The organism is Caulobacter sp. GW821-FHT09H08, from assembly GCF_059415885.1.
This window is the reverse complement of sequence record NZ_JBWKOC010000004.1, coordinates 315,043-339,207: the sequence shown is the minus strand read 5'-3', so window position 1 is coordinate 339,207 and position 24,165 is coordinate 315,043. Positions and strand designations below refer to the sequence as shown.

At 68.7% G+C, this 24,165-nt stretch carries 22 protein-coding genes; 11 read left to right on the top strand and 11 right to left on the bottom strand.

The window, feature by feature from the left end:
- Positions 1 to 57 precede the first annotated feature (57 nt).
- The gene (locus AC07NN_RS16105) at positions 58 to 897 is read right to left on the bottom strand and encodes an alpha/beta hydrolase (protein WP_494642920.1); all 840 of its coding nucleotides are present in this window, start codon (positions 895 to 897) and stop codon (positions 58 to 60) included.
- A gap of 246 nt (positions 898 to 1,143) precedes the next feature.
- Here AC07NN_RS16105 and lpdA point away from each other — a divergent pair, with 246 nt between their 5' ends.
- Positions 1,144 to 2,544 carry a dihydrolipoyl dehydrogenase gene (lpdA, locus tag AC07NN_RS16100; protein WP_494642917.1) on the top strand — a complete coding sequence of 467 codons (1,401 nt, stop codon included), beginning with the start codon at positions 1,144 to 1,146 and terminating at the stop codon, positions 2,542 to 2,544.
- A gap of 91 nt (positions 2,545 to 2,635) precedes the next feature.
- Entirely contained in the window at positions 2,636 to 3,094 is a 459-nt protein-coding gene (locus AC07NN_RS16095; protein ID WP_494642914.1) for a hypothetical protein, read from the top strand.
- Here AC07NN_RS16095 and AC07NN_RS16090 read toward each other — a convergent pair whose 3' ends face one another.
- From AC07NN_RS16090 to AC07NN_RS16075, 4 genes are all read right to left on the bottom strand, one after another.
- Complete coding sequence (locus AC07NN_RS16090) at positions 3,095 to 4,204, bottom strand: YihY/virulence factor BrkB family protein (protein WP_494642911.1); 1,110 nt, start codon at positions 4,202 to 4,204, stop codon at positions 3,095 to 3,097.
- Between the two features lie 171 nt (positions 4,205 to 4,375).
- Positions 4,376 to 6,367: a methyl-accepting chemotaxis protein gene (locus AC07NN_RS16085; protein WP_494642906.1), complete on the bottom strand. Its 1,992-nt coding sequence runs from the start codon at positions 6,365 to 6,367 to the stop codon at positions 4,376 to 4,378.
- 141 nt (positions 6,368 to 6,508) lie between these two features.
- Positions 6,509 to 7,423 carry a tyrosine recombinase XerC gene (locus AC07NN_RS16080; protein WP_494642905.1) on the bottom strand — a complete coding sequence of 305 codons (915 nt, stop codon included), beginning with the start codon at positions 7,421 to 7,423 and terminating at the stop codon, positions 6,509 to 6,511.
- On the bottom strand, positions 7,420 to 8,088 hold the full coding sequence (locus AC07NN_RS16075; protein ID WP_494642902.1) for a DUF484 family protein: 669 nt from the start codon (positions 8,086 to 8,088) through the stop codon (positions 7,420 to 7,422). Before AC07NN_RS16075 ends, AC07NN_RS16080 begins: the two co-directional genes overlap by 4 nt.
- Positions 8,089 to 8,211: 123 nt before the next feature.
- Between AC07NN_RS16075 and AC07NN_RS16070 the strand changes: the two genes are divergently transcribed.
- Positions 8,212 to 10,371: a primosomal protein N' gene (locus AC07NN_RS16070; RefSeq protein ID WP_494642899.1), complete on the top strand. Its 2,160-nt coding sequence runs from the start codon at positions 8,212 to 8,214 to the stop codon at positions 10,369 to 10,371.
- Here AC07NN_RS16070 and AC07NN_RS16065 read toward each other — a convergent pair.
- On the bottom strand, positions 10,368 to 11,954 hold the full coding sequence (locus tag AC07NN_RS16065) for an MDR family MFS transporter (protein WP_494642897.1): 1,587 nt from the start codon (positions 11,952 to 11,954) through the stop codon (positions 10,368 to 10,370). The genes AC07NN_RS16070 and AC07NN_RS16065 overlap by 4 nt on opposite strands.
- 80 nt (positions 11,955 to 12,034) lie before the next feature.
- Positions 12,035 to 12,823 (bottom strand): TerC family protein, encoded by a 789-nt coding sequence (locus tag AC07NN_RS16060; protein ID WP_494642895.1) that lies wholly within the window; start codon positions 12,821 to 12,823, stop codon positions 12,035 to 12,037.
- Between the two features lie 125 nt (positions 12,824 to 12,948).
- On the opposite strand from AC07NN_RS16060, the gene AC07NN_RS16055 reads away from it, so the two are divergent.
- From AC07NN_RS16055 to AC07NN_RS16035, 5 genes are all read left to right on the top strand, one after another.
- Positions 12,949 to 14,046, top strand: a complete 1,098-nt coding sequence (locus AC07NN_RS16055; protein ID WP_494642892.1) for an acyltransferase family protein — start codon at positions 12,949 to 12,951, stop codon at positions 14,044 to 14,046.
- A gap of 67 nt (positions 14,047 to 14,113) precedes the next feature.
- Entirely contained in the window at positions 14,114 to 14,821 is a 708-nt protein-coding gene (locus tag AC07NN_RS16050; protein ID WP_494642890.1) for a CHAP domain-containing protein, read from the top strand.
- 138 nt (positions 14,822 to 14,959) lie between these two features.
- Positions 14,960 to 15,919, top strand: a complete 960-nt coding sequence (locus tag AC07NN_RS16045; protein ID WP_494642888.1) for a magnesium transporter CorA family protein — start codon at positions 14,960 to 14,962, stop codon at positions 15,917 to 15,919.
- A gap of 132 nt (positions 15,920 to 16,051) precedes the next feature.
- Positions 16,052 to 17,287: a pentapeptide repeat-containing protein gene (locus AC07NN_RS16040; protein ID WP_494642886.1), complete on the top strand. Its 1,236-nt coding sequence runs from the start codon at positions 16,052 to 16,054 to the stop codon at positions 17,285 to 17,287.
- A gap of 75 nt (positions 17,288 to 17,362) precedes the next feature.
- The gene (locus tag AC07NN_RS16035) at positions 17,363 to 18,787 is read left to right on the top strand and encodes an alpha/beta hydrolase (protein WP_494642884.1); all 1,425 of its coding nucleotides are present in this window, start codon (positions 17,363 to 17,365) and stop codon (positions 18,785 to 18,787) included.
- A gap of 46 nt (positions 18,788 to 18,833) precedes the next feature.
- Here the strand turns inward: AC07NN_RS16035 and AC07NN_RS16030 are convergent, their stop codons facing one another.
- A complete protein-coding gene (locus tag AC07NN_RS16030; protein WP_494642882.1) occupies positions 18,834 to 19,694 on the bottom strand; it encodes a crotonase/enoyl-CoA hydratase family protein in 861 nt (286 codons plus the stop codon).
- 87 nt (positions 19,695 to 19,781) lie between these two features.
- On the opposite strand from AC07NN_RS16030, the gene AC07NN_RS16025 reads away from it, so the two are divergent.
- Entirely contained in the window at positions 19,782 to 20,573 is a 792-nt protein-coding gene (locus tag AC07NN_RS16025) for an SH3 domain-containing protein (protein ID WP_494642878.1), read from the top strand.
- Between the two features lie 50 nt (positions 20,574 to 20,623).
- Entirely contained in the window at positions 20,624 to 20,932 is a 309-nt protein-coding gene (locus AC07NN_RS16020) for an antibiotic biosynthesis monooxygenase (RefSeq protein WP_494642873.1), read from the top strand.
- Here the strand turns inward: AC07NN_RS16020 and AC07NN_RS16015 are convergent.
- Positions 20,929 to 21,363, bottom strand: a complete 435-nt coding sequence (locus AC07NN_RS16015) for a DUF488 domain-containing protein (RefSeq protein ID WP_494642871.1) — start codon at positions 21,361 to 21,363, stop codon at positions 20,929 to 20,931. The two genes, AC07NN_RS16020 and AC07NN_RS16015, sit on opposite strands and share 4 nt — an antisense overlap.
- Before the next feature lie 87 nt (positions 21,364 to 21,450).
- On the opposite strand from AC07NN_RS16015, the gene AC07NN_RS16010 reads away from it, so the two are divergent.
- The gene (locus tag AC07NN_RS16010) at positions 21,451 to 22,341 is read left to right on the top strand and encodes an alpha/beta fold hydrolase (protein ID WP_494642869.1); all 891 of its coding nucleotides are present in this window, start codon (positions 21,451 to 21,453) and stop codon (positions 22,339 to 22,341) included.
- A gap of 101 nt (positions 22,342 to 22,442) precedes the next feature.
- On the opposite strand, the gene AC07NN_RS16005 is transcribed toward AC07NN_RS16010, so the two are convergent.
- Positions 22,443 to 23,390, bottom strand: a complete 948-nt coding sequence (locus AC07NN_RS16005; RefSeq protein WP_494642865.1) for a thioesterase family protein — start codon at positions 23,388 to 23,390, stop codon at positions 22,443 to 22,445.
- Positions 23,391 to 23,588: 198 nt separating this feature from the next.
- Positions 23,589 to 24,077 (bottom strand): transcriptional repressor, encoded by a 489-nt coding sequence (locus AC07NN_RS16000; protein WP_494643988.1) that lies wholly within the window; start codon positions 24,075 to 24,077, stop codon positions 23,589 to 23,591.
- Positions 24,078 to 24,165: the final 88 nt, after the last annotated feature.

Here is a 24,165-nt window from a genome sequence, read left to right as displayed (position 1 = left end):
TGACGCCACGGACCCGTGGCGACCCGCAGGCGATGCGATGTCAAGCTTGTGGCGAAGCTACGGACTGTTCGGACGCGGTCCGGGCCAGACCGTGCGGAACGCCTTCAGCGCGGCCGGGTGATAGACCGTGCTGTGGTGTTCCTGATGCATCGGGTCATAGATCAGCGTCAGGCCGGCCGGCTTGGCCGCGCCGATGGCCGCCACCACCTTGTCGACGCCGTCCTGCATGGTCGAGCCCTCGTCGCCGATGGTCAGGTACAGCTTGCGCGGGCCCGTCGCTGGCCACTTGGCGAGATCGGCCGCCGCCCCTCGCGCCAGGGCCTGGTGGCTCCACCAAAGGCTGGGGCTGGCGGCGATATAGGCGTCGAACAGGGCCGGCTGCTTGAGCAGTGTCTCGACCACGAACAGGCCCGCCAGGCTCTCGCCGATGATCGCGCTTTCGCCGCTGGTCCGATAGCGGGCGGCGACCCACGGCTTGAGCTCCTCCCCGAGGAAGCGGCGATAGGCGGCCGATCCGCCGGTCGTCGGATAGTCGGCCTTCTCCTTGGCGTCGCTCGTCGGATGGGTCAGGTCGTGGCGGCGATCGATGCCCTCGATGCCGACCACGATCATCTCGCGATAGGTCCACGACAGCTCGCCCAGCTGGGCCAGGCCGGCGATGTGCGGGAAGTCCTCGGCCTCGCCGCCATCCAGCAGGTACAGCACCGGATAGGCCTTGCCCGAGGTCGCGTAGCCGGCGGGCAGGTGGACGTTGATGCGCCGGGTCTGGCTCAGGATCTTGGACTCCATCGTCAGCGACCGCCCGATGACGATGGGCGCGCCCTCGGCCGTCTGGGCCAGCACGGGCGCGCTCGAGGCGCAAAGGATGGCCAGGGCCAGGAAGGCGGATTTCAGCACGGCGCGGAGGTCTCCCCGAAGAGGCGCGCAGGTTAGGCTGCATCGCCCGGGCGAGGGAAGGGAGGCCCACTTTGTCGAAACCTCGCATTCTCCTTGATTTTCAAGGGCGCGAGCGTCGAAAGCGGGTTCCGTTTTGGGCCGCTTACCTCTAAGGAACACGCGCCTCCAGAGGTCTGACAATATGGCCGGCGAGGCCCCATATTTTGTCCGGCGCCGCTTTCGGCGCGTCCTGAAGGCGAAAGACCCATGGCTCAGTACGACGTCGTCATCATCGGTGGCGGTCCCGGTGGCTACAACGCGGCGATCCGCGCCGGTCAGCTGGGTCTGAAGACCGCGATCGTCGAAGGCCGCGGCAAGCTGGGCGGCACCTGCCTGAACGTCGGCTGCATGCCCTCGAAGGCCCTGCTGCACGCCTCGGAATATTACGAAGCGGCGGCAGGCGGCGAGTTCGCCAAGCTGGGCATCGAGGTCAAGCCGAAGCTGAACCTGCCCCAGATGATGGCCCAGAAGGCCGAGAGCGTCGAAGCCCTGACCAAGGGCGTCGAGTTCCTGATGAAGAAGAACAAGGTCGACTACGTGAAGGGCTGGGGCCGTATCGACGGCGCCGGTAAGGTCGTGGTCAAGGCCGAGGACGGTACCGAAACCGTGCTCGAGACCAAGAACATCGTCATCGCCACCGGCTCGGAGCCGACCCCGCTGCCCGGCGTGACGATCGACAACAAGCGCATCATCGACTCGACCGGCGCCCTGTCGCTGCCGGAAGTGCCCAAGTCGCTGGTCGTGGTCGGCGCCGGCGTCATCGGCCTGGAGCTGGGTTCGGTGTGGCGCCGTCTGGGCGCGGAAGTCACCGTCGTCGAATATCTGGACCGCATCCTGCCGGGTACGGACGCTGAAGTCGCGACCGCCTTCCAGAAGATCCTGACCAAGCAGGGCTTCAAGTTCCAGCTGGGCGCCAAGGTCACCGGCGCTGAAGCCGGCGCCAAGGGCGTGAAGCTGACCCACGAGCCGGTCGCCGGCGGCGCGGCCTCGACGATTGAGGCCGACTACGTGCTGGTCGCCATCGGCCGTCGTCCGTACACGCAAGGCCTGGGCCTGGAATCGGTCGGCATCACGCCGGACAAGCGCGGCGTCATCGCCAACGACCACTACAAGACCGGCGTCGACGGCGTCTGGGTGATCGGCGACGTGACCTCGGGTCCGATGCTGGCCCACAAGGCCGAGGACGAGGCCGTGGCCTGCATCGAGCTGATCGCGGGCAAGGCCGGCCACATGAACTACGACATCATTCCGGGCGTCATCTACACCAAGCCGGAAGTCGCCACGGTCGGTAAGACCGAGGAGGACCTGAAGGCCGCGGGCATCGCCTACAAGGTCGGCAAGTTCCCGTTCCTGGCCAACAGCCGCGCCAAGATCAACCATGAGGGCGATGGCTTCGTGAAGATCCTGGCCGACGCCAAGACCGACCGCATCCTGGGCGCCCACGCCGTGGGTCCGAACGTCGGCGACATGATCGCCGAGGTCTGCGTGGCCATGGAGTTCGGCGGCGCGTCGGAAGACATCGCCCGCACCTGCCACCCGCACCCGACCCGTTCGGAAGCGATCCGCCAGGCGTCGATGGGCGTCGAAGGCTGGACCATGCAGGCCTAAGGGCCTGCGGGCGGGTCCTTCCTGTCCGATAGTTAATGTTGGCGTCCGGTCAATCGGACGTAGAGTGGCGGGGTTCCTCGGGAGCCCCGCCATGCTTTTGTCCGCCCTGACCCTGGTCGCCCTGCTGCAAGCCGCACCGGCAGCGCCTCAAGCGGCGCCAGGCGTGGACATTCCCGCCGCGCCCGTGGTCGGCCACAAGGGTTATGTGCTTCAGCGCAAGCCGTTCGATCCGACCCAGCGGGTGGATCAGCTGAGGATGCCGTTTCCGAAGGTCGCCCACCCGCCGACCCCGCAAGAGATGCGGGCTCGGCGTTCCGCGCCGTCGCCGTTCAAGACGCGGCCGCTTCGGCGTCCCCCGATGAGCCTCGCGGGCCACCCGCAGATGGTGAGCTGCGATAGCCACGGGCTGTCGCGCGCCGGCCATCCCGAGACCCTGACGGCCCAACCGCTGTCCAAGATGCCGAACGCGCGCCTTGAGAAGGCGGTGGTCCGCCTCGTCGATGGCTGCCCCGTGCCCGTGCTGGTCGCCCAGAGCGGACCCGCGCGCTAGCTACTGCGCTGCGCCCACCGTGTCGGCCATCTGCGCGCCGCGCACGCCCAGCGGCAGGGCCGGTCCGGCCGTGGTGTCGCGGGCGGTCTGGTGCTCCAGCTCGGCGTTCAGTTCCGCGCCGGCCAGCAGGATCAGCGACGACACATAGGTCCACATCATGAAGCCGATCACCGCGCCCAAGGGGCCGTAGGCGCGATCGTAGTGGGCGAAGTTGCCGAGATAGAACGAGAAGCCGACCGAGCCCGCGATCCAGATGAGGGTGGTCAGGCCCGCGCCCCAGCTGACCCAGCGCCACTTGGCCGGATCGCGACTGGGGCCGTAGCGGTAGAGCAGCGCCACGCCGACGCCGACCGCCAGGACCAGCGCCGGCCAGCGCAGCCAGCCCAGCTCTGGCGCCAGGTTCACCGCCAGGGTCAGGACCACGAAGGCCAGGCCGCTCAGCGTGAAGGCCAGAGTGGTGGCGGTCAGGCGCACGAAGCCGCGCTTCTCGGTTTCCTCATAGGCGATGTTCAGGCCCAGGAAGCAGGCCTTGGCCGCGCCGTTGGCGCTCCAGACCGCGACCAGCAGGCCGATGACGAAGGTCCAGGTCAGGCCGGCGGTGTGGGCGCCGGCGACACGGATCATCTGGTCGCCGATGAAGCGGACAGTGTCGGGCGGCAGCACCCCGGCCAGGGCGTCCAGCTGCCGTCGCGCGTCGGCCACGTCGGCGAACATGCCGTACAGCGCCACGAACGCCGTCAGGCCGGGGAAGAAGGCCAGCAGGGCGTAGAAGGTCATGCCGGCGGCGACCAGGGCGATATTGTCGTCGCGGAATTCCTTGGCCGTACGCTTGAGGATGTCCTTCCAGCCGCGCGGCGGGATCTGGGTCGGCGTCTCGGCATGGCGGCCTCGGCCGGGTTCCCGCAGGGCCCGGTCGGGGTCGGCCGAGCGGCTGGCCTGGGTCTGGGGCTCGAGGCGCTCGACCGCGTCGGGCTTGGCGCGCCGTGACGAGATGGCCAGGGCCACCGTCGCCGCGCCCAGTACGCCCAGGGTCAACCAGTCTACCACGTTGGAGGCGACCGACAGGGCCGAACGGGACGGGACGGCGAGGGCTTTGGGCAGGCGAGGCACGGCGAAGTTCCAGGGGGACTTCCAGTGCAGCGCGGGCGCGCCGGTGAAGTTCCGCCGCCTGAACGAAAAATGGCCCCGCCTTGAGGAGGACGGGGCCAGTCGCTTTCGAGGGGAGGACCCCGTCGGCTGGACGGGGCTACGCTTACTGAAACTCACACCGGCTGGCGGTGATCAGAACTCTTCCCAGTCGTCGCTGGACGAGGCGCCGACGGCCTTGGCCAGCTTGGCCTGGGCGGCGGCGACCGGATTGGCGCCTGGGCGATGGGTCGAGCTGGCCAGCGACGGGCCTCGGCTCGGGGCCGGAGCGGCCGGACGCGACGCGGTGGGCGCCGGGGCCGAGGGACGACGCGAGACGCGGGTCGAGGCGGCGACGTCGCTGCCGTTGACGCGGAAGCGCGAGATCATCTGCATCAGGTTGCCGGCCTCGCCCTTCAGGGCGTGCGAGGCGGCGGTCGATTGCTCGACCATGGCGGCGTTCTGCTGGACGGTCTGGTCCATCTGGTTGACGGCGGCGTTGACCTGGTTGAGGCCGGTGGCCTGTTCCTGGCCCGAGGCCGCGATCTCGCCGACCAGGGCGTCGATCTCACCGACCTTGCCGACGATGGCCTGCAGGGCCTCACCGGTCTGACCGACCATGCTGACGCCTTGGCTGACCTGCTGCGACGAGGTCGAGATCAGGGTCTTGATCTCCTTGGCCGCGTCGGCCGAGCGCTGCGCCAGGGCGCGAACTTCCTGGGCGACGACGGCGAAACCACGGCCGGCTTCACCCGCGCGGGCGGCTTCGACGCCGGCGTTCAGGGCCAGCAGGTTGGTCTGGAAGGCGATTTCGTCGATGACGCCGATGATCTGGCTGATCGACTGCGACGACTTCTCGATCTGGTTCATGGCGTCGACGGCGTTGCGGACCACGACGCTGGAGCGTTCGGCATCGGTGCGGGTCGAGCCCACCACCTTGGCGGCTTCCAGGGCGCCGGCCGACGAGCGCTTCACCGTGGCGGTGATCTCGTCCAGGGCGGCGGCGGTTTCTTCCAGGCTGGCGGCCTGCTGCTCGCTGCGGCGCGACAGGTCGTCGGCGGCCGAGGCGATCTCGTCCGAGCCCGCGCCGATGCTGCTGGCGGCGTGGACGATGGTGCGCATCGCCTCTTCCATCTGGGTGATGGCGCCGTTGAAGTCCATGCGCAGGGCCTTGTAGGCGTCGGGGAATTCCTGCTCGAGGCGGTAGGTCAGGTCACCGTCCGACAGACGGGCCAGGCCGCCGGCCACGGATTCCATGACGAAGGCGAGTTCCTTGGCGGTCTCTTCGCGGGCGGCCTCATTGCGGCGGCGCTCGGCTTCCGTTTCGGCGCTGGCGCGCTGCTGGGCGGCCTCGGCGGTGCGCAGGGCCACGGCGTTGTCCTTGAACACCTGGACCGAGCGGGCCATGGCGCCGACCTCGTCCTTGCGGTCCGCGCCCTTGACGTCGACGTCGACCGAACCCTGGGCCAGGACTTCCATGGTCTTGGACGTGGCGATCAGCGGGGCGGCGATCTTCTTGGAGCCGATCCACAGGGCCAGCAGCAGGGCGCCGCCGGCGGCGATCAGGCCGAACAGGATCGAAAACACGGTGCCGGCCGCGGCTTCCTTGGAAGCCTTGTCGACCATCTGCTTGGTCTCGGCCGAGTGGTCGTTGGTGAACTTGCTGACGTCCTTGCCGAGGGCCTCGATCTCCGGATCGATGCCGACCAGCATCATCTTGGCGGCGTCGTCGATGTCCTGCAGGCCCATGTCCGCGCCGTTGCGGGCGCTGGAATAGATCTTGTCGAGGCGCGCGCCGAAGGCGTCCAGCGTCTTGGCCGCCGACGGATCGGCCTGCTTGATGTCCTTCAGGCGGCCCTTGCCTTCCTTGTAGGCCTTGTCCAGTTCGTCGCTGGCGGCCTGAGCCTCCGGCGAGGAGCCTTCATAGGCCACCGTGCGGTAGACGGCGTAGCCGATGGTCGAGATGCGACGGTTGAAGCGTGCGGCCTCGAGCTCGGCGGGAGCCCGGCTTTCCACCAGGATCTTGGTGTTGGCCTCGACCTTGCGGGCCTGCCATGCGCCCATGCCCACGATCACGAGGGCGACCACGGTCAGGATGACGGCGGGCAGGGCCACCTTGGTTGAGATCTTCAGGTCGTCGAACTTCATCGGGGCCTCATTTCGCGGCGCGATCTCGCGCTCGGCGGAAAGCTGCGTTCAAGCTCGAAGGGTCGCGCAACGCCGTAAAATCGCGGTTAATGGCCAGGCTTTCCTAGGTTTTCGCGACACTCCGTCGCACCCTAGGTAGCGTTACGCCTTGGGGTGCGCGGCCTGGTAGGCGGCCAGCAGGCCCGCCGCGTCCACCTGGGTGTAGCGTTGGGTCGTCGACAGCGAGGCGTGACCCAGCAGGTCCTGGATCGCCCGCAGGTCCGCGCCGGCGCCCAGCAGGTGGGTGGCGAAGGCGTGGCGGAAGGCGTGTGGCGTCACCCGGTCCGATAGCCCCAGCCGGCCGCGCAGGGTCTGGACCAGGCCCTGGACGTGGCGCGGCGACAGGGGGCCGCCCCGCTTGGCGCGGAATAGCGGCTCGTCGGCGGTCAGCACGAACGGCAGCTCGTTCAGATAGACGTCCACCGCCTCGCGGACGGCGTCCAGCACCGGCACGATCCGGGTCTTGCCGCCCTTGCCGGTGATGCGGATCGCCTGCCCCAGCGGCGCGGCGCCGAAGGTCAGGGAAAGCGCTTCACTGATCCGCAGTCCACAGCCCCACAGCAGGGTCAGCACCGCCTCGTCGCGGGCGGTTTCCCAGGGTTCGCGCTCAGTGTCGTCGGCGGCTTGCGTGATCAGGTCGCGGGCCTGGTCCTCGGAGACCGGACGCGGCAGGCCGATCTTCAGGCGAGGACCGCGCACCAGCTCGACGGCGGCGTTTGCCACGCCATGGCGCTGGTCGAGATAGCGGTGGAAGGCGCGGATCGACGACAGCGCCTGACTGATCGAGCGCGGGGCCAGGGCGTCCTCGCCCTGCCGGCGGAAGGCAAGGTAGCCGCGCAGGTCGGCGGCCGAGACCTCGCCCATGGCCACGAGGCTCACGCTCTCGCCACGATGCCGTTCCAGGAAGTTCAGATAGGCCAGGACGTTGTCGCCATAGGCCCGCACCGTACGCGGCGAGGCCCGGCGCTCCAGCGTCAGGTAGTCCAGCCAGGCCGAGTATGCCTGGCGCGCGCTCACAGGACCGGCCAGCGTTCAGCCGTGCGCTCGACCACGCGGGCCAGGAAGTTGACCAGCTCGGCGCCCATGTCGGCGGTGAAGCCTTCGGGGTCCGTCGAGCCGAAGGCCAGCAGGGCCTCGCGGCGCGGTTCCCAGATGGCCATGCGGACCAGGGCCATGCTGCGGATGGTTTCCATCTGCTCGCCGAACAGCGGCAGCGCCGGGGCGAAGAAGCCCATGCGGGCGATGGGGGCGTCTCCGGCCAGCATGTCGACCTGACCCTCCGCCAGGGCGTACCAGCCCGCCGGAACGCGGGTGGGACCTTCCAGGACCATGACGCCGGCGGCCAGGCCGAAGCGGCCGCGCGCCATCTCGTCGACGCGGCGGGCGAGGTCGGAGTGGTTGCGGGCGTCCAGCAGGTCGATGACCGCGGCGTGGGTCTGGGCCTGGGCCGAATAGTTGGCGCGGGCGTTTTCCTCGATGGCCTGGCGGACGCTGGCCTCGCGCTTGTGGGCGGCCGAGGCGCGGGCCAGGGCGGCAGGGCCGAAGTCGATGACGTTGTCGCCGGCAACCTTCAGGCCCAGCTCACCCAGCAGGTGCTCGTCCTGGCGCAGGAACTCCGGCTCGGTGCGAAGGAAATCGCGGACGCTGTCCGCATCGACAGCCTTCTTGGTCGCTTCGCTCATCTCGTCCCACCCGTCCTAGACTCAACGTCACGATGAAGGGGTAAGTCGGTTAACGTCGGCTTGATGACGTCGCGCCTGGCGCCTCTCGACCTGGGGACGGTTTCGCGTACATACCAAGTCGCCATGCCGCGTATCGCCTCCGTCCTGCTGCCCATGCCCTTGCCGGAGGCCTTCGACTACGCCGAGCCGGAAGGGTTGGAGCTCGCCCTCGGCGACCACGTGACCGTGCCCCTGGGGCCGCGCGTGATTCGCGGCGTGGTCACCGCCCTGCGCGACGGGACCGGCGGCAACCGGCCGCTGAAGCCTGTCCTGGAGAAGGTCGACGACCCGCCGCTGCCGCCGGGCGTGCTGGCCTTTGTCGAATGGGCGGCGCGTTATTCGGTCGATCTGCCCGGCTGGCCCCTGGCCATGGCCCTGCGCGGCCTGCGCCATCCGCCGCCCAAGCCGGACAAGGTGCTGGTCCTGACCGGAACTCAGCCCGCCCGCATGACGCCCGCGCGCCTCAAGGTGCTGGCCGCCGCCGAGGGCGTGAAGCTGTCCGGCGCGGCGCTCGCCTCGGCCGCCGGCGTCTCGGCCGGCGTCGTGAAGGGGCTGGTCGACGAGGGCGCTCTGGTCGCGGACTTCGTGGAGCCCGACCGTGGCCTGCCGCAGCCGGACCTCTCCCTGCCGCCGCGCGCGCTCAATCCCGGCCAGGCCGCCTGCGTCGAGGTGATGACGCAGATGCTGGACGCCGGCGGCTTCCAGGCGGCGCTGCTGGACGGGGTGACCGGCTCGGGCAAGACCGAGGTCTATCTGGAGGCCGTGGCGGCGGCCCTTACCGATCCCGACGCCCAGGTCCTGGTGCTGCTGCCCGAGATCGCCCTGACCCAGGCGGTGATGGCCCGCTTCGAGCAGCGCTTCGGCGCCGAGCCGGCCGAGTGGCACTCCGGCGTCTCGCCGCCGCGCCGTCGGCAGGTGTGGGAGGCGGTGGCCAGCGGCAATGCGCGCATCGTCGTCGGCGCCCGCTCGGCCCTGTTCCTGCCGTTCAGGAAGCTGCGCCTGATCGTGGTCGACGAGGAGCACGACAGCTCGTTCAAGCAGGAAGAGGGCTTCATCTATCAGGCCCGGGACCTGGCCGTGGCCCGCGCCAAGATCGAAGGCGCGTCCGTGCTCTTGGCCTCGGCGACGCCGTCGCTGGAGAGCCTGTTCAACGCCCAGGCCGGCCGCTACCGCTGGCTGCGCTTGTCGGCTCGGCATGGCGCGGCGCAGCTGCCTGACATCGACCTCGTCGACATGCGCCAGACCCCGCCGGAGCCCGGCCGCTGGCTGTCGCCGCCGCTGATCAAAGCCATGGCCGTGACGCTGCAACGCGGCGAGCAGGCCATGCTGTTCCTGAACCGGCGGGGCTATGCGCCGCTGGTCCTCTGTCGGTCCTGCGGCGAGAAGATGAAGTCGCCCGACACCGACAGCTGGCTGGTCGAGCACCGCTACACCGGGCGGCTGGTCTGCCACCTGACCGGCTTCTCGATGAAGAAGCCGGAGGTCTGCCCGCACTGCGGGGCCAAGGACAGCCTCGTCTCGATCGGCCCCGGCGTGGAGCGGGTCGAGGAGGAGGCGCGGCACATCTTCCCCGATGCACGGATCGCCGTGTTCTCGTCCGATACGGTGATGGATGCCGAAGCCGCGCGGACCCTGGTCGAGACCATGGCGGCCGGCGAGATCGACATCCTGGTCGCCACCCAGGCGGCGGCCAAGGGCCACAACTTCCCGAACCTGACCCTGGTGGGCGTGGTCGATGCGGACCTCAGCTTGCGGGGCGGCGACCTGCGGGCGGGCGAGCGAACCTTCCAGCTGCTGGCCCAGGCCGCCGGTCGCGCGGGCCGCCACGAGAAAACGGGCCGGGCGCTGCTGCAGACCTACTCCCCGGAGCACGCGGTCATGCAGGCCCTGAAGGCCCAGGATCGCGACGCCTTCGTCGAGGCCGAGATGTCGATGCGCCAGGACGCAGGCCTGCCGCCCTACGGACGCCTGGCGGCGGTGATCGCTTCGGGCCCCGATGGCGAGGCGCTGGACGCCTATGTCGAGGCCCTGGCCGCCGTGATCCCCAACGCCGAGGGGGTCGAGGTGTTCGGCCCCGCCGACGCGCCCCTGGCCATCGTGCGTGGCCGTCGCCGCAAGCGGTTCCTGGTCCGGGCCGATCGCACCGTCGACCTGCAGGGCTTCATGGCCGCTTGGCGGGCGCGGGCCAAGATCCCGAACTCGGTGCGGGTGGTGATCGACGTGGACCCGTACTCATTTCTCTAGGTGTTCGTCGGCTCGTCCTTTTCGAGCACCGGCGCGCCCGCCGCCGGCTGGTGCGAGCGCAGGGGCAAGGCGGGGATGAAGAGGATCGTCACCAGGCCCGCCGCGATCACGAACAGCGCCGCGACCATCACGCCGCTCACCGCGTCGACCAGGGCCGCCTGCAGCACCGGATCGGCGTGGGCGGCCTGACCGGAGGCGGCGGCCTTCACCGCCATGCCTTCCAGCTTGCCGAGGTCCAGCCCGCCGCCCGGCAGGTTGGCCAGGCGCGCGGTCAGCAGGGTCCCGGCCAGGGCCGCGCCGACCGTCGAGCCGATCTGGCGGAAGAACTGGTTGGAACTCGTCGCCACCCCGATGTCGCGCGGGTCGACGGCGTTCTGGGTGGCGATGTTGAACAGGCTCTGGCCGGGACCCAGGCCCAGGCCCACGAAGGCCAGCAGTCCGCACAGCAGGCCCAGGCCGTGGATCTTCGACAGGTCGTGCAGTAGGAACACCGCGACCAGCAGGATGACCGCGCCGGTGATCATGAACGGCTTGTACTTGCCGGTCTTGCTGACCATCTGGCCGGCGATGGTGCTGCTGACGATCAGGCCGCCCATCAGGGGCAGCATGGTCATGCCGCTGATCGTGGCCGGCACGCCCCGGCCCAACTGCAGGAACAGCGGCAGGAACATCACCACGCCCATGAAGGCGCTGGAGATCAGGAAGCCGGCCATGTTGGCCGTGGTGAACACCCGGTTCTTGAACAGGTGCATCGGCACGATCGGGTTGCTGACCTTGGTCTCGACGAACACGAACAGCGCCAGCGACACGGCGGCCAGGGCGAAGAGCCCCAGGCTCCGCGGCGAGCTCCAGGCGAAGCTGTGGCCGCCCAGGCTCAGCGCCAGCAGCAGCGGCACGAAGGCGGCGATCAGCAGGGCCGCGCCCAGGAAGTCGATCTTGCCCGAGCGGCGATGCTCCAGCTTCGGCATCTTCACGATGACCATGAACAGCGAGAGCAAGCTGAGCGGCAGATTGACGTAGAACACCCAGCGCCAGCCGGCGACCAGATGGCTCCCGATCTGCACCGTGCCGTGGTCGGTGAAATAGCCGCCGATGATGGGGCCCAGCACGCTGGCCAGGCCGAACACCGAACCGAAGATGCCGGCGAACTTGCCCCGCTCGCGCGGCGGATAGAGGTCGGCGATGATGGCGAAGGCGGTGGTGAACAGCGCCCCACCACCGATACCCTGCAGGGCGCGGAACACGATCAGCTGCACCATGCCCGGCATGCCCAGGATGGTCCCGAACTCGCCGGCCACGCCCGACAGCCACGAGCCGGCCAGGAAGATCGAGATGCCGGTGATCAGCACCGGCTTGCGGCCGAAGATGTCGCCCAGCTTGCCCCAGATCGGCACCATCACCGTCGAGGTCAGCAGATAGGCCGTGGTCACCCACGAATAGAGATTGAGGCCGTTCAGCTCGGAGATGATCCGCGGCATGGCCGTGGACACGATCGTCTGGTCCAGCGCGCTGAGCAGGAACACGATCATCAGCGCCGCCAGCGTCGTGCGGCGCTCGGTATCGGTGAAGGTCTGCGAGGTCATCTGAGCCTGGAAACGTGGTCGTCGCGGGGGTTCCGCGACTACCACGCTCCAAACGTCAGAAGTAGGGGCTCGTTGCGGACCTAGTGGTCCTTCTTCGCCCCGCGCTTTCGCGCCAGCATGTTCAGGCCCTCGACCCCGGCCGAGAAGGCCATGGCCGTGTAGATGTAGCCCTTCGGCACGTGGGCGCCGAAGCCCTCGGCGATCAGGACCGTGCCGATCATGAGCAGGAAGCCCAGGGCCAGCATGACCACGGTCGGGTTGTCGTTGATGAAGTTGGCCAGCGGATCGGCGGCCAGCATCATCGCCGCCACCGCGATGATCACGGCCGCGACCATGATTGGCAGGTGGTCGGTCATGCCGACGGCGGTCAGGATCGAGTCGATCGAGAACACCAGGTCCAGCAGGATGATCTGGAAGATCGCCGCGCCGACGTTGGAGATCACGATCGTCGCCTTGTCCTTCTCCAGCAGTTCGTCGCCCTTGGCCGGGTCGACGGTGTGGTGGATCTCCTTGGTCGCCTTCCAGATCAGGAAGACGCCGCCGGCGATCAGGATCAGGTCACGCCACGAGAAGGCGGTCTCGAAGCCGGGCTCGCCATGCGCGCCCACCGGACCGACGATGCCCAGGTTGAAGACCGGGGCGGTCAGGCCGACGATGAAGGCGATGGTCGACAGCAGGACGAGGCGCATGATCAGCGCCAACGAGATACCGATCCGGCGCACCCTCTGACGATGTTCCGGCGGCAGCTTGTTCGAAAGAATGGAAATAAAGACCAGGTTGTCGATCCCAAGGACCACTTCCATCACGACAAGCGTGATCAAGGCGGCCCAGGCGGCTGGGTCGACCGCAAGGCTAAGGAGTTCGTTCATCGGTTATCACTAGATTTTGGCTCCGAGCCTCCCCGCTCGAAACCGTGAAGGTGTGAGATGGGGGTCAAACGCCGCGCTTGTCGAGACCCCTTAAGGTTTCAGAGGCGGCGCTGGAGGACGAGTCCATGCCCGACGCCGCCCACGTAAAGCCCCTGACCGCCCTTCGGTTCTTCGCCGCCTTCTGGGTGGTGATGTTCCACTACTGGCCCAAGCTGGATGTCGGTTTCACGCCGGCCATCGCCGCCAAGGGCTATCTGGGCGTCGAGGCCTTCTTCACCCTGTCGGGCTTCATCCTCTGCCACGTCTATCTCAGCGGGTTCGGCGAAGGCCGCTTCCGCTATGGCGACTTCCTGTGGAACCGGCTGGCGCGGGTCTATCCGCTGCACTTGGCCACCCTGGTCGGCGTCGGCGCCATGGCCGTGGTCGCCACGGTCGCCGGCATGGCGGTCGATCCCAACATCCTGTCGTGGAAGGCCCTGCCGGCCAATCTTCTGCTGGTCCACGCCTGGGGCTTCGCGCCCGTGTCGGGCTGGAACCACGCCTCGTGGTCGATCTCGGCGGAGTGGTTCGCCTATCTGAGCTTCCCGGCCTTCGCCTTCGCCGCGTGGAAGCTGCGCCGGCGCCCGATCGCGGCCGTGCTGGGCGCCCTGGCCTTCATCGCCGTGCTCTATCCGACCTTCCAGGCCCTGGCCGGGTTCCCACTGACCGACGCCACCATCCAGTGGGGCGCGCTGCGCATCGTGCCGTGCTTCGCCTATGGCTGCGCCCTGCACGCCCTGTGGCGCTCGGGCCGATTCCCCAGCCGACTCAGCGGTTACGCGGCCGTCCTCGCGGGGCTCTGCGTGGTCGCCGCGGTGCAATTTGGCGCACCCGATCTGGTGATCGTGATGCTTTTGGGAGCATTTATTTTCGCCCTCGCGAGCCTCGCGCAGGCCGGTTACGAGTTTGCTGGACAGGGCGTCTTTGTTTATCTCGGCGAGATCAGTTACTCGACCTATATGATCTGCATTCCGTGGAAGATCCTGGCGATCAATGCCGCCAGCAAGGTCTTCAACATCTCGGGAGATAAGCTTCCGCTTTTGATCTGGGTCGCTATTGTCGCGGCATTGATCCCGCTCTCGGCGCTTTCGTATCACATCATCGAAAGCCCGTGCCGCGAGCGCATGAAGTCTTGGTCAAGGGGCTGGAAACAGCAGCGCTTGGCCATTACGGGTGCGACATAAACACTCTTTTCACGTCTTCCTGGCAAGGTTATCCCTTAGCCCAGTGACGCGGGGGAGTACCCACAGCATGACGAAACGGACAAGGGCCCTGTTGGGTTCCCTGGCCGCTGCCGCCATGATCAGCTTTGCGCCGGTGACGGCCAGTGCTGACGGCTATTGGCAGTGCGTGCCGTTCGCCCGTCTGATGTCGGGCATCCAGATCTTTGGCGACGCCCGTACGTGGTGGTCGCAAGCCGCCGGCAAGTATGACACCGGTTCGACCCCGAAGATCGGCTCCGTTCTTTCGTTCAAGCCTACCGCTCGCATGAATCTCGGTCACGTGGCCTTCGTCAGCCAGGTGCTGACCGACCGGGTCATCCAGGTGACCCACGCCAACTGGTCGATCATCGAAGGCGATCGCGGCCAGATCGAAAAGGACGTCACCGTCGTCGACGTCTCGCCCAACGGCGACTGGACGCAGGTCAAGGTCTGGTACGACCCGATCCGCGATCTCGGCACCAGCGTCTATCCGACCAACGGCTTCATCTACCAGGACGCCCAGGCGACCACGATCGCCGTCGCGACCAGCAAGATCGCCATGGCCCAGAACGCGGTGGTCTCGGCCGCCAAGCAGGCCGCCAACCAGGTCGCCGCTTCGGTTCGTTCCTCGCCGCTGGACATCATCGGCCAGGCCGCCGAGTCGACCGACCGGATCGCCGCCCTGATCGAAGCCGCCGCCGGCGGTGGCGCCTCGTCGTCGAACGACACGACCAACAAGCAAGCCGCGCCGCGCTGATTTCAGCGCGTTGACCTTAGTCGCGGGCCGGGGCACACCCGATCCGCAGCGCGTTAGGCGAAAGTGTGTGCGGTTTCGCCGCCAAACGCGGGTCTTGAGGGGTGAGCCTGTCCCTCGGACAGGCTCAAGGGCGCGACCATGCTGAGAGTTCTCCGTCACGGCGCGCCCGGCTTCGAGCACGGCGGCCTGTCGCCCGACTGGCGCGTGCCGTCCGACGCCGTCTGGATCGAGCTGGTCGACCCCACCCGCGCCGAGGAAGTCGCCGTCGAGCAATCGATCGGCCTGCTACTGCCCACCCGCGAGGAGATGGCCGAGATCGAGGCCTCCTCGCGCCTCTATCAGGAGGACGGCGGCACGTTCATGACCGCCACCATCCTGGTCAACGCTGACGGCGAGCTGCCCACGGCCGCGCCGGTCACCTTCGTGCTGCACGGCCAGACCCTGGTCACCATCCGCTATGTCGAGCCGCGCGCCTTCGCGGTGTTCGCCGCCCAGGCCGAGCGCCAGCCCAGCCTGTGCCCGAACGGCCTGCAGACGTTCCTGGGCCTGCTGGACGCCATTGTCGACCGCACCGCCGACATCCTCGAGCGCACCGCCGCCGAGGTCGAGGTGCAGTCCCGCACCATCTTCGGCCGCCCACGCGGCGCGGCCTTCGAGCAGATCCTCAACCGCCTCGGCCGGGCCCAGAACGTCAACGCCAAGGCCCGCGACAGCCTGGTCAGCCTGGCCCGCCTGCTCAGCTTCGCGGCCCTGGCCGACCAGTTCGACGGCTCCAAGGACCTGCGCGATCACCTGAAATCGCTGCAGCGCGACGTCCAGTCGATCACCGACCACTCCAGCTACCTGGCCGGCAACATCACCTTCCTGCTCGACGCGGCGCTCGGCCTGATCAACATCGAGCAGAACTCGATCTTCAAGGTGTTCTCGGTCTTCTCGGTGGTCCTGATGCCCCCGACCCTGATCGCGGGGATCTACGGCATGAACTTCGTGCACATGCCCGAGCTGCAATGGCTGGAAGGCTATCCCATGGCCATCGGCATGATGATTCTGGCCGCCGCCGCGCCGTTCCTGTGGTTCCGACGCAAGGGTTGGCTCTAGGGAAAGGCGCGAGCGGCGATCGTCGAACGCGTTCTGCGACTTTCGGTCGCGGTCTGAACGGTTGCTTAAGGCTGACGTGGCAAGGTCCTCGGACGTTCCCGTTCCTCCAGCCAAAGCGTCCTCCGCCTGCTCATGCCGCCTGCTTCGTCATCACGACCGAGCCTGATCCGCAACCTGCACGCCTCCGTGGTGCGTGAGGCCGTGGAAGCGCATGCGCGTTACCTGAAGGGCGTGCCGCAGGGCCGCCGGGCGGTGCTGCAGTACGTGAACCTCAACAACTACGACTTCGACGGCGCCGACCTGTCGGAGGCCGACTTCACCGGCGCCCTGATGGGCGGGGCCTCGCTGCGCGGGACCAAGCTGACGCGCGCCACCCTTTACGGCACCGACCTGCGCGACGCCGACCTGCGCGAGGCCGATCTCTCGCGCTGCGACATGCGCGGGGCCTGCCTGCGCGGCGCCAATCTGGGCGGGGCGAACCTGGCCAATTGCGACCTGCGTGAGGGCGTCACCGCCGTGCAGGACGAGGACAAGGGCCTGCGCATCCTGGAGCATTCCAAGCGCCCGGGCGAACTGGACTACGCCATGCTGCAGGGGGCCAACCTGCAGGGCGCGCAGATGTCCGGCGCCTTCGCCCGCAAGGCCGACTTCACCGACGCCGACCTCTCGAACGTCACCCTGCAGGGCGCGAAGCTGACCAACGCCTGCATGGACGGGGTGAACCTGTCGGGCGCCAACCTGCACAACGCCTCCATGTCGCATGTCTCTCTACGCCGGGCCGTGATGGTGGGCGTCGATGTCAGCGGCGCGGACCTGACCGACGCCGACCTGACCGAGGTGCTGCGCGCGCCGCCGCCGATCATCTATGTCGACGACCTGCCGCTGAACGACGTGCTGGAATCCCACGAGCTGTTCTGCAAATCCGACGGCCGCGAAGGCAAGGTCGGCAGCCTGGCCGAGGTCGACTTCCGTCCGCTGCGCCGCCTCAAGGGCCGTCGCCTCAGCGGCCTCTCCGCGCCCAAGGCCGTGTTCTTCGGCATGGACATGGAAGACGCCCAGCTGCAGGGCGCCAATCTCGCCGGCGCGGACCTGCGCGGGGCCAAGCTGAAGGGCGCGGATCTGCGCGGCGCGCGTCTCGTCGACGCCCAGCTGGCCCGGGCCGACCTGACCAACGCCAAGCTGGGTCCGCTGAAGATCGGCGAGGACCGCGTCATCCGCACCGACCTGACCCGCGCCAACCTGCGCGGCGCCAATCTGCGCGGCGCCAGCGCCCCGCGCGCCCGCTTCCTCGAGGCGGACCTGTCGCGCGCCAAGCTGGACGGCGCGGACTTGACGGGGGCGGAAATGCCCCCGAAACCGGCGGCCTGAGACCTCTCTTTTCCAACGAAGCCTTGCGGTGAGCATTAACCTTGGTGTTGATGCGCGCGAACGCAGGAGTCTTCTATGTCGCGTCTGTCCTGGATCGCCGCCGCCGGCGCCTTGGCCCTCGCCACCCTGGCCGGGAACGCCCACGCCGCCGCGCCGCAATTCAAGCCGGGCGCTTGCGCGGGCGACTACAAGGACACCGGCCTGAAGGTCGAGTGCGGGAACCTGATCGTCGACGAGACGCGCGGTGATCCCAAGAGCCGCCGCATCAAGGTGGCCGTCGCCATCGTCCGCGCCAGCGAGCCCAAGGCCGGTCTGCCGCCGGTGGTCTACCTGCACGGCGGTCCCGGCGGCTCGGCCCTGGGCGGCCTGCCGCGCATGCTGAAGAGCAAGGCCTCGCGCGAATTCGTCGCCGTCGACCAGGACTGGATCTTCATCGACCAGCGCGGCGGTGGGCAGTCGGACCCGAACCTGGACTGCCCCGGCGCCAACCTGACCGACGCCGGCCCGCCCTCGCCGAAGGACGCCGACGCCATCGTCGCCTGCATGAAGGCTTTCCAGGCCAAGGGCGTGAACCTGTCGCGCTACAACGCCGTCGAGGTGGCCCAGGACGTCCAGGACCTGCGCAAGCTGCTGAAGCTGCCGCTGATCGACCTGTTCGGCGGCTCGTATGGCACCCGCATCGAGGCGGCGATCCAGACGCACGCGCCGCAAGGCGTGCGGGCGGTGGTCCAGGACTCGCCCTGGCCGCCCGAGGCCGACTGGACCGTCGGCGGCCCGGCCATGGTCTCGACCTCGATCGACATCGTCATGGCCAAGTGCGCGGTCGTGGCCGAGTGCGCCAAGCGCTATCCCGACCTGAAGGCCAAGCTGGCCGTCGTCGCCGAGCGCTTCCTGGCCGGTCCGCAGACCGTGGGCGGCAAGACCTACACGGCCGACGACCTGGGCGGCTACCTGATGGACGCCAGCTATTTCACGGCCGGCGTGCTGCCGCGTGACCTCTGGAAGATCATCCAGGGCGACCTGTCGCCGGTGCAGGAGTTCGTCGAGAGCCGCGACTACTACAGCGAGGGCCAGTTCATGACCCACCTGTGCAAGGAAGAGATCCCCTTCGAAAGCCGCGCCGCCGTCGCGGACGGCACGCAGAACGACCCGGTCGCCCGCCTGATGGTGGTGTCGATGCAGCGCATCCACGACGTCTGCAAGGGCGTCGATGTCGGCCCGATCTCCAAGGCCGAACAGGCCCCGGTCAAGACCGCCATCCCGACCCTGTTCCTGGCCGCCGAGATCGACCCCGGCTGCCCACCGGACCTGACCCGCGCCGCCGCCAAGGGCTATCAGGGCTCGCAGGTCGTGATCGTCACCAACGCCACCCACGGCGTCAGCCGCGGCAGCCCCTGCGCCCGCAAGATGATCCGCGCCTTCTTCCAGGACCCGACCAAGCCGGTCGACCGCAGCTGCCTTCCGGCGGCGGTTACGCCGATGAAGTTCGCTTACGAGTGAGGCGCTGACCGGAAACCCTCTCTCATAGAGAGAGGGTTTCAATCTCTCACATCGACTTCTTCAGCGGCAGCAGGTCCGGATACACCGCGTCCCGCTTCTGCGCCTTGGCGGTGAATGCCTCCGCCATGTGCGGGCCCGAGAACATCCCCGTCTGCCACGTCGCGATGTAGTCCAGGGCGTCGGCGATGCTGTGGTCGCGGGCGTAGTTGATCATCACCTTGCTGCCGGCCACGGCCAGCGGCGACTTCTCGGCGATCTCGCGGGCGGTGGCCAGGGCGTGGTCGACCAGCGCCTCGTGGGTGTCGAACACCTCGTTGACGAGGCCGATCTCCTTGGCGCGCTGGGCCGGCAGGCGGCGGCCCGTATAGGCCAGCTCCCGCACCCAGCCCTCGGGGATCAGCTCGCACAGGCGCGGGAAGGTGCCGACGTCGGCGGTCATGCCGATGTTGATCTCCTGGATCTGGAAGAAGGCGTCGGCGCTGGCGTAGCGGATGTCGCAGGCGCTGACGAAATCGACCGCCCCGCCGATACAGCCGCCCTGGATGGCGATGATCACCGGCATGCGGGCCTTGTCCAGGCAGCTGAAGCTGTCCTGCAGCACGTGCACGAAGCGGCGGAAGCTCTCGGCCGCCACCCAGCGGTCGCCGTCACGGGTAGCGGTAACGCCCTCGCCGTCGGTGAACACCGAAAGATCCATGCCCGCACTGAAGTGCTTGCCGGTCGAGGAGATGACGATGCAGCGGGCCAGGGCGTTATCGTCAATATGTTTTACAATTGAGGGAAGCTCGTTCCAGAACGGCCGTGTCATGGTGTTCATGGCTTCGGGCCGCTTCAACTGGATATGAGCGACGCCGGCCTCGATCTCGACCTTGAAACAGCTATAGTCCGCCTGATCGTGGTTGCTCATGCCGGCCTCCCTTTGTCGTTGCCCCGAGACTATCGGTCGGGGCGGGAGCGGCGACAACACTGACCCGACGGAAGAGGAATTTCCGACATGACCACCCGCAAGACTCCCGCAACCGCCCTGGCCATCGCCGCCGTGATCGGCTCCAGCCTGGTCGCGCCGGCGCCCGCGCTGGCCCAATCCAAGCCGCTGGGCGGCATCTTCTCGTGCGAGGGCTCGGGCAAGAAGCAGGAAGGCGGAGCCCTGATCGGCGCGGCCGCTGGCGCGCTGCTGGGCAGCAAGGTCGCCAAGAACGAGAAGACCATCGGAGCCCTGGTCGGCGCGGCCGCCGGCGCGGCGGCGGGGGCCTATATCGGCTGCCGCATGCAGACGACGGACGCCAACCTGGCCGAACAGGCCACCAAGAAGGCTCTGGAAACCGGCGTCGCCCAGACCTGGACCAACAGCCGCACCGGCAATTCGGGCCGCATCAACGTGGTCTCGTCCAGCTACGGCCCGCCAATCGACGGCCGCAACATCCGCTACGCCCAGGGCGTGCAGAGCCTGCCCAGCTACGAGGCCACGGGCGGCGCCTATTCGGCCGCCTCGACCGTGAACCTGCGCGCCGGTCCGTCGACCAAGAGCGCGGTGGTCGGCAAGCTGGCCGCCGGCGAGACCTTTGATGCCCTGGGCCTGGCCCCGACGGGCGGCTGGGTGCTGGTCGGCCGCAGCGGCTTCGGCGTCGGCTACGCGGCCGCCTCGCTGGTGCGTCCGTCGGGGACGAGCATCGCCAGCTGCCGCGTGATCGACGCCTCGGTGGCCGGCGGCGGCCAGGGCTCCTCGGTGCAGCGCTACAGCGCCTGCAAGGACACCCGCGGCGAGTGGCAACTGACCCAGGCCTGACCCATGTGTACGGAGCGCGCCAAGGCGCGCTCCGTTACCGGGAGGCTTCGATGATCGTCCGCAACTGGCATGGCCGCGTGCCGGCCGCCAAGGCCGCCGCCTATCTGGACCTGATGCGCGACGTCGCGATCCCCGACTATCGCAAGACCCCCGGCAATCTCGGGGCCTGGGCGCTGAGCCGTCCGGAAGGCGACATCGTCCACGTCGAGATGCTGACCTTCTGGACCGACCTGGCCGCCATCCACGCCTTCGCCGGCGAGGACGTGGCGCGGGCCAAGTACTACGCCTTCGACGCCGACTACCTGCTGGAGATGGAGCCGACCGTCCGGCACTACGAGGCGATGGGCGAGGCGCCCTAGAGGTTCACCACCTCGCACTTCAGCGCCTCGCGGATGCGGTTCGCCACGATCGTGCGGTGGCAGCAGTTGGGATCGTCCTCGTAGCAGAGCAGGGCGATCCGTCGTTCCTTGGCCAGCTCCGTCGCCTGGGCCAGGGCCAGCACGGCGGCGGGCTCCTCCAGGTGGGCGTCGAAGATGCGGCGCATCTCGTCGATCCGGCCCGCGCGCGCGGCCTCACGGCCCGGCTTGGGCGTGCCCAGGGGCTGCAGGTGCAGATAGTCGATGCCCTGGTCCTTGAGGCTATTGCCCAGCAGGGTCTTGGAGAACCCCGCCTTGCGCGAGCTGGCGACGGCGCGAACATCGACGACCAGCTCGACCTCCGCCGCCTTCAGCCGGTCGATCATGCCGCCTTGGGTGTCGGTCTCGTAGCCGATGGTCGCGAGCTTATTCATTCCCGTTCGCTTTCATTTATGGGCTCCATGGACGGCGCGGGTCGGGAAGCCTACCTTACGGCCGATTACTCTTGAGGAGCCACGCTCATGGACGCGGCGGTCTTTCGTGAACCCCGAAAGCGCGTCGTGGCGGTGGCCGGCGGCGAGATCGCGGGCCTGGAGTTCGGTCCCGAGGACCGTCCGATCGACGTGGTCTTCGTCCACGCCAACGGCTTCAACGCCCAGACCTATCGCGTGCTGCTCTCGCCCCTGGCCGGCGCCTTGCGGATCCTGGCCATCGACCAGCGCGGTCACGGCGGCACGACGCTTCCGGCCAATCCCGACGGCCGCCGCTCGTGGAAGGATCTGCGGGACGATCTCGTCAGTCTGCTGGACGCCTTGGACGGTCCGCCGCTCGTTCTGGCCGGCCACTCGATGGGCGGCACGGTCAGCCTGCTGGCCGCCGCCGAACGCCCGGATCGGGTCAAGGGCCTGGTCCTGCTGGATCCGGTGATCATGCCCTGGCTGGCGACCCTCTACGCCAAGGCCCCGTGGACCTCGGGCCGCCTCTGGAAGCAAATGCCGCTGGTCCAGTCGGCCCTGCGCCGCCGGGCGGTGTTCGACGACCGCGAGCAGGTGTTCGCCGGCTACAAGGGCCGCGGCGCCTTCAAGACCTGGCCCGAGACGATGCTGGCCGACTATGTCGCCGGCGGCTTCGTCGAGCGCGAGGACGGCAAGGTCGAACTGGCCTGCGCGCCCGCGTGGGAGGCCTCCAACTACGCCGCCCAGGCCCACGACCCGTGGCGCGCGGTGCGGCAGGTCCAGGCGCCGCTGCGGATCCTCAAGGCCGAGAAGCACTCCACCTGCCGGGCCGGCGACGGTTTCGCGCGACGGGGCAAGGCCGTCCGGATCGAGACGGTCGAGGGGACGAGCCACTTCCTGCCGATGGAACGGCCGGACGTGGTGCGGGACGCGCTGTTCGACATGGCGACGGGCTGAGGGGCCGAAACCTCGCCCTTCGACAGGCTCAGGGTGAGGTTTCTACTGGAGCGCCCAAAGTCGTCCTCACCCTGAGCTTGTCGAAGGGCGAGGACGAGCCCCTAAAGCGCCAACCCCTTCACCTCGCTGGCCGCCAACGCCGCCCGCGCCGCGTCCGTCACCGGCACGACCTTCCGCGCGTCCAGATCGAAGGTGATCGCCACGGCCTCTGAAGTCCCCCACGGCTGGCCGGTCGCCGGGTCGAGCATCCAGTGGGCGACCCGCATGGTCCGCGCATCGGTGCCCACCAAGCCCGAGCGTATATCCACCCGGTCGCCGGCGCGCGGCCAGGCCAGGTGGACGATCCGGTATTCCAGCACCGCGCCGCCGAAACGGGTCGGTCTGTTGTCCGCGTGCTCGACCACCACGTCGCGGAACGGATGGATGAACGTGCCGATGCCGTCCGAGACGCGGCCGATGAACTGCTCGGTGCGCATTCGTCCGAACACGTCGCAATCGGACGGCAGCAAGCCGCCCAGGCCGATGCGGGGCAGGCCCAGCTCATGGGCGCGGGCCAGGCTGGCGGTCGGCGTGAAGGGTGACAGGTCGATGCTCCGCGCTCGGGCCTTCTCCGGAACCTCGACCTTCAGCGCTTCGGCGCGCTCGCGGGCGATCTTCGGCCAGGGGAACGGCTGGCCGTCGCGCGGGGTGGCGTGGACGACGGTGGTCTGGAAGGTCGCCGCCAGCTCGCCCGAGGCCGGGTGGATCAACAGCTGCAGCAGCCGCGCCTCGGTCTCGCCCATTTCGATCACCCCGCCCAGCATGTAGAGCGGCGCGCCGGCGTGGGCCTCGCGCAGGAAGCGGATGTGCTGCTCCTTGACCAGCAGGGTGGCGTTGGCGAAGGGCGAGAAGGCGTCCTGCAGGCCCAGCTCGGCGGCCATGCCGACCAGGCCCTCCTGGGCGCGCACCACGTAGTGGCGCACGTTCATGTGCCCCATCTCGTCGCAGTCCCAAGTATTGACCCCACCACGCCAGATCTCGACGCCGGGGAGGGCTTCAGCGGTCGTCATGGCGTCTCTCGAACGAGGTGGAACGATCGTTCGAGTCTAGCGGGGTTTGGTGAAGGTTGGCCAGCGGCAGCACCTTCTTCCCCCTCCGGGGGAGGAGCGCGAAGCGCGGAGGGGGCGAGTGCTCGGAACGCTCACCTCACTTGCCCCCACCTGGTCGCTACGCGACCGTCCGCCCCCGGAAGGGGGCAGAAGGAAACCTCAGCCGCCCTGGCAATCGCCGCACAGGCCATGCGCCTCGATGGTCACGCCCGTGAGCGCGTAGCCGGCCGCGGCGCCGGCGGCGATGATCTCGGCGCTGGCCTTGGGCTCGATCTCGCGGGTCGCGCCGCAGCAGTCGCAGATCAGGAAGGCGGCGGCGTGGCCGTCGGCCTCCTTGCGGCAGGCGACATAGGCGTTGAGGCTCTCGATCCGGTGGGCGAAGCCCTGCTTCTCCAGGAAGTCGAGCGCGCGGTAGACGGTCGGCGGCTTGGCGGGCGGACCCTCGCCGCCGAAGGTCGAGATCAGGTCGTAGGCCTTCACCGGCTGGCCGGCTTCCAGCAGCAGTTCCAGCACCCGGCGACGCGGCGCGGTCAGGCGCTGTTCGGCGGCCGCGCAGCGGGCTTCGGCGGCCTCCAGCTCGGCCGCCAGGGCCGACCCGGCGACGCCGTGGTTGTGGTGATCGTGTCCGCAGGAAGAGCCGTGGGCCATGGCCAAGAGGTAGAGGCCCGCGCACATGTGCGCAACCACGCTCACAACCGCTCATCCCCGCGAAAGCGGGGACCCAAGCCGAGTCCGG

Bases quoted from the DNA above. Each gene is read 5' to 3' on its own strand.
- AC07NN_RS16070 (WP_494642899.1), top strand. From the start codon at position 8,212: ATGCCGCGTATCGCCTCCGTCCTGCTGCCCATGCCCTTGCCGGAGGCC.
- AC07NN_RS16060 (WP_494642895.1), bottom strand. From the start codon at position 12,823: ATGAACGAACTCCTTAGCCTTGCGGTCGACCCAGCCGCCTGGGCCGCC.
- AC07NN_RS16025 (WP_494642878.1), top strand. From the start codon at position 19,782: ATGACCACCCGCAAGACTCCCGCAACCGCCCTGGCCATCGCCGCCGTG.
- AC07NN_RS16035 (WP_494642884.1), top strand. From the start codon at position 17,363: ATGTCGCGTCTGTCCTGGATCGCCGCCGCCGGCGCCTTGGCCCTCGCC.
- AC07NN_RS16095 (WP_494642914.1), top strand. From the start codon at position 2,636: ATGCTTTTGTCCGCCCTGACCCTGGTCGCCCTGCTGCAAGCCGCACCG.
- AC07NN_RS16065 (WP_494642897.1), bottom strand. From the start codon at position 11,954: ATGACCTCGCAGACCTTCACCGATACCGAGCGCCGCACGACGCTGGCG.
- AC07NN_RS16075 (WP_494642902.1), bottom strand. From the start codon at position 8,088: ATGAGCGAAGCGACCAAGAAGGCTGTCGATGCGGACAGCGTCCGCGAT.
- AC07NN_RS16085 (WP_494642906.1), bottom strand. From the start codon at position 6,367: ATGAAGTTCGACGACCTGAAGATCTCAACCAAGGTGGCCCTGCCCGCC.
- AC07NN_RS16030 (WP_494642882.1), bottom strand. From the start codon at position 19,694: ATGAGCAACCACGATCAGGCGGACTATAGCTGTTTCAAGGTCGAGATC.
- lpdA (WP_494642917.1), top strand. From the start codon at position 1,144: ATGGCTCAGTACGACGTCGTCATCATCGGTGGCGGTCCCGGTGGCTAC.
- AC07NN_RS16005 (WP_494642865.1), bottom strand. From the start codon at position 23,390: ATGACGACCGCTGAAGCCCTCCCCGGCGTCGAGATCTGGCGTGGTGGG.
- AC07NN_RS16050 (WP_494642890.1), top strand. From the start codon at position 14,114: ATGACGAAACGGACAAGGGCCCTGTTGGGTTCCCTGGCCGCTGCCGCC.
- AC07NN_RS16000 (WP_494643988.1), bottom strand. From the start codon at position 24,077: ATGGCCCACGGCTCTTCCTGCGGACACGATCACCACAACCACGGCGTC.
- AC07NN_RS16045 (WP_494642888.1), top strand. From the start codon at position 14,960: ATGCTGAGAGTTCTCCGTCACGGCGCGCCCGGCTTCGAGCACGGCGGC.
- AC07NN_RS16055 (WP_494642892.1), top strand. From the start codon at position 12,949: ATGCCCGACGCCGCCCACGTAAAGCCCCTGACCGCCCTTCGGTTCTTC.
- AC07NN_RS16040 (WP_494642886.1), top strand. From the start codon at position 16,052: ATGCCGCCTGCTTCGTCATCACGACCGAGCCTGATCCGCAACCTGCAC.
- AC07NN_RS16010 (WP_494642869.1), top strand. From the start codon at position 21,451: ATGGACGCGGCGGTCTTTCGTGAACCCCGAAAGCGCGTCGTGGCGGTG.
- AC07NN_RS16020 (WP_494642873.1), top strand. From the start codon at position 20,624: ATGATCGTCCGCAACTGGCATGGCCGCGTGCCGGCCGCCAAGGCCGCC.
- AC07NN_RS16015 (WP_494642871.1), bottom strand. From the start codon at position 21,363: ATGAATAAGCTCGCGACCATCGGCTACGAGACCGACACCCAAGGCGGC.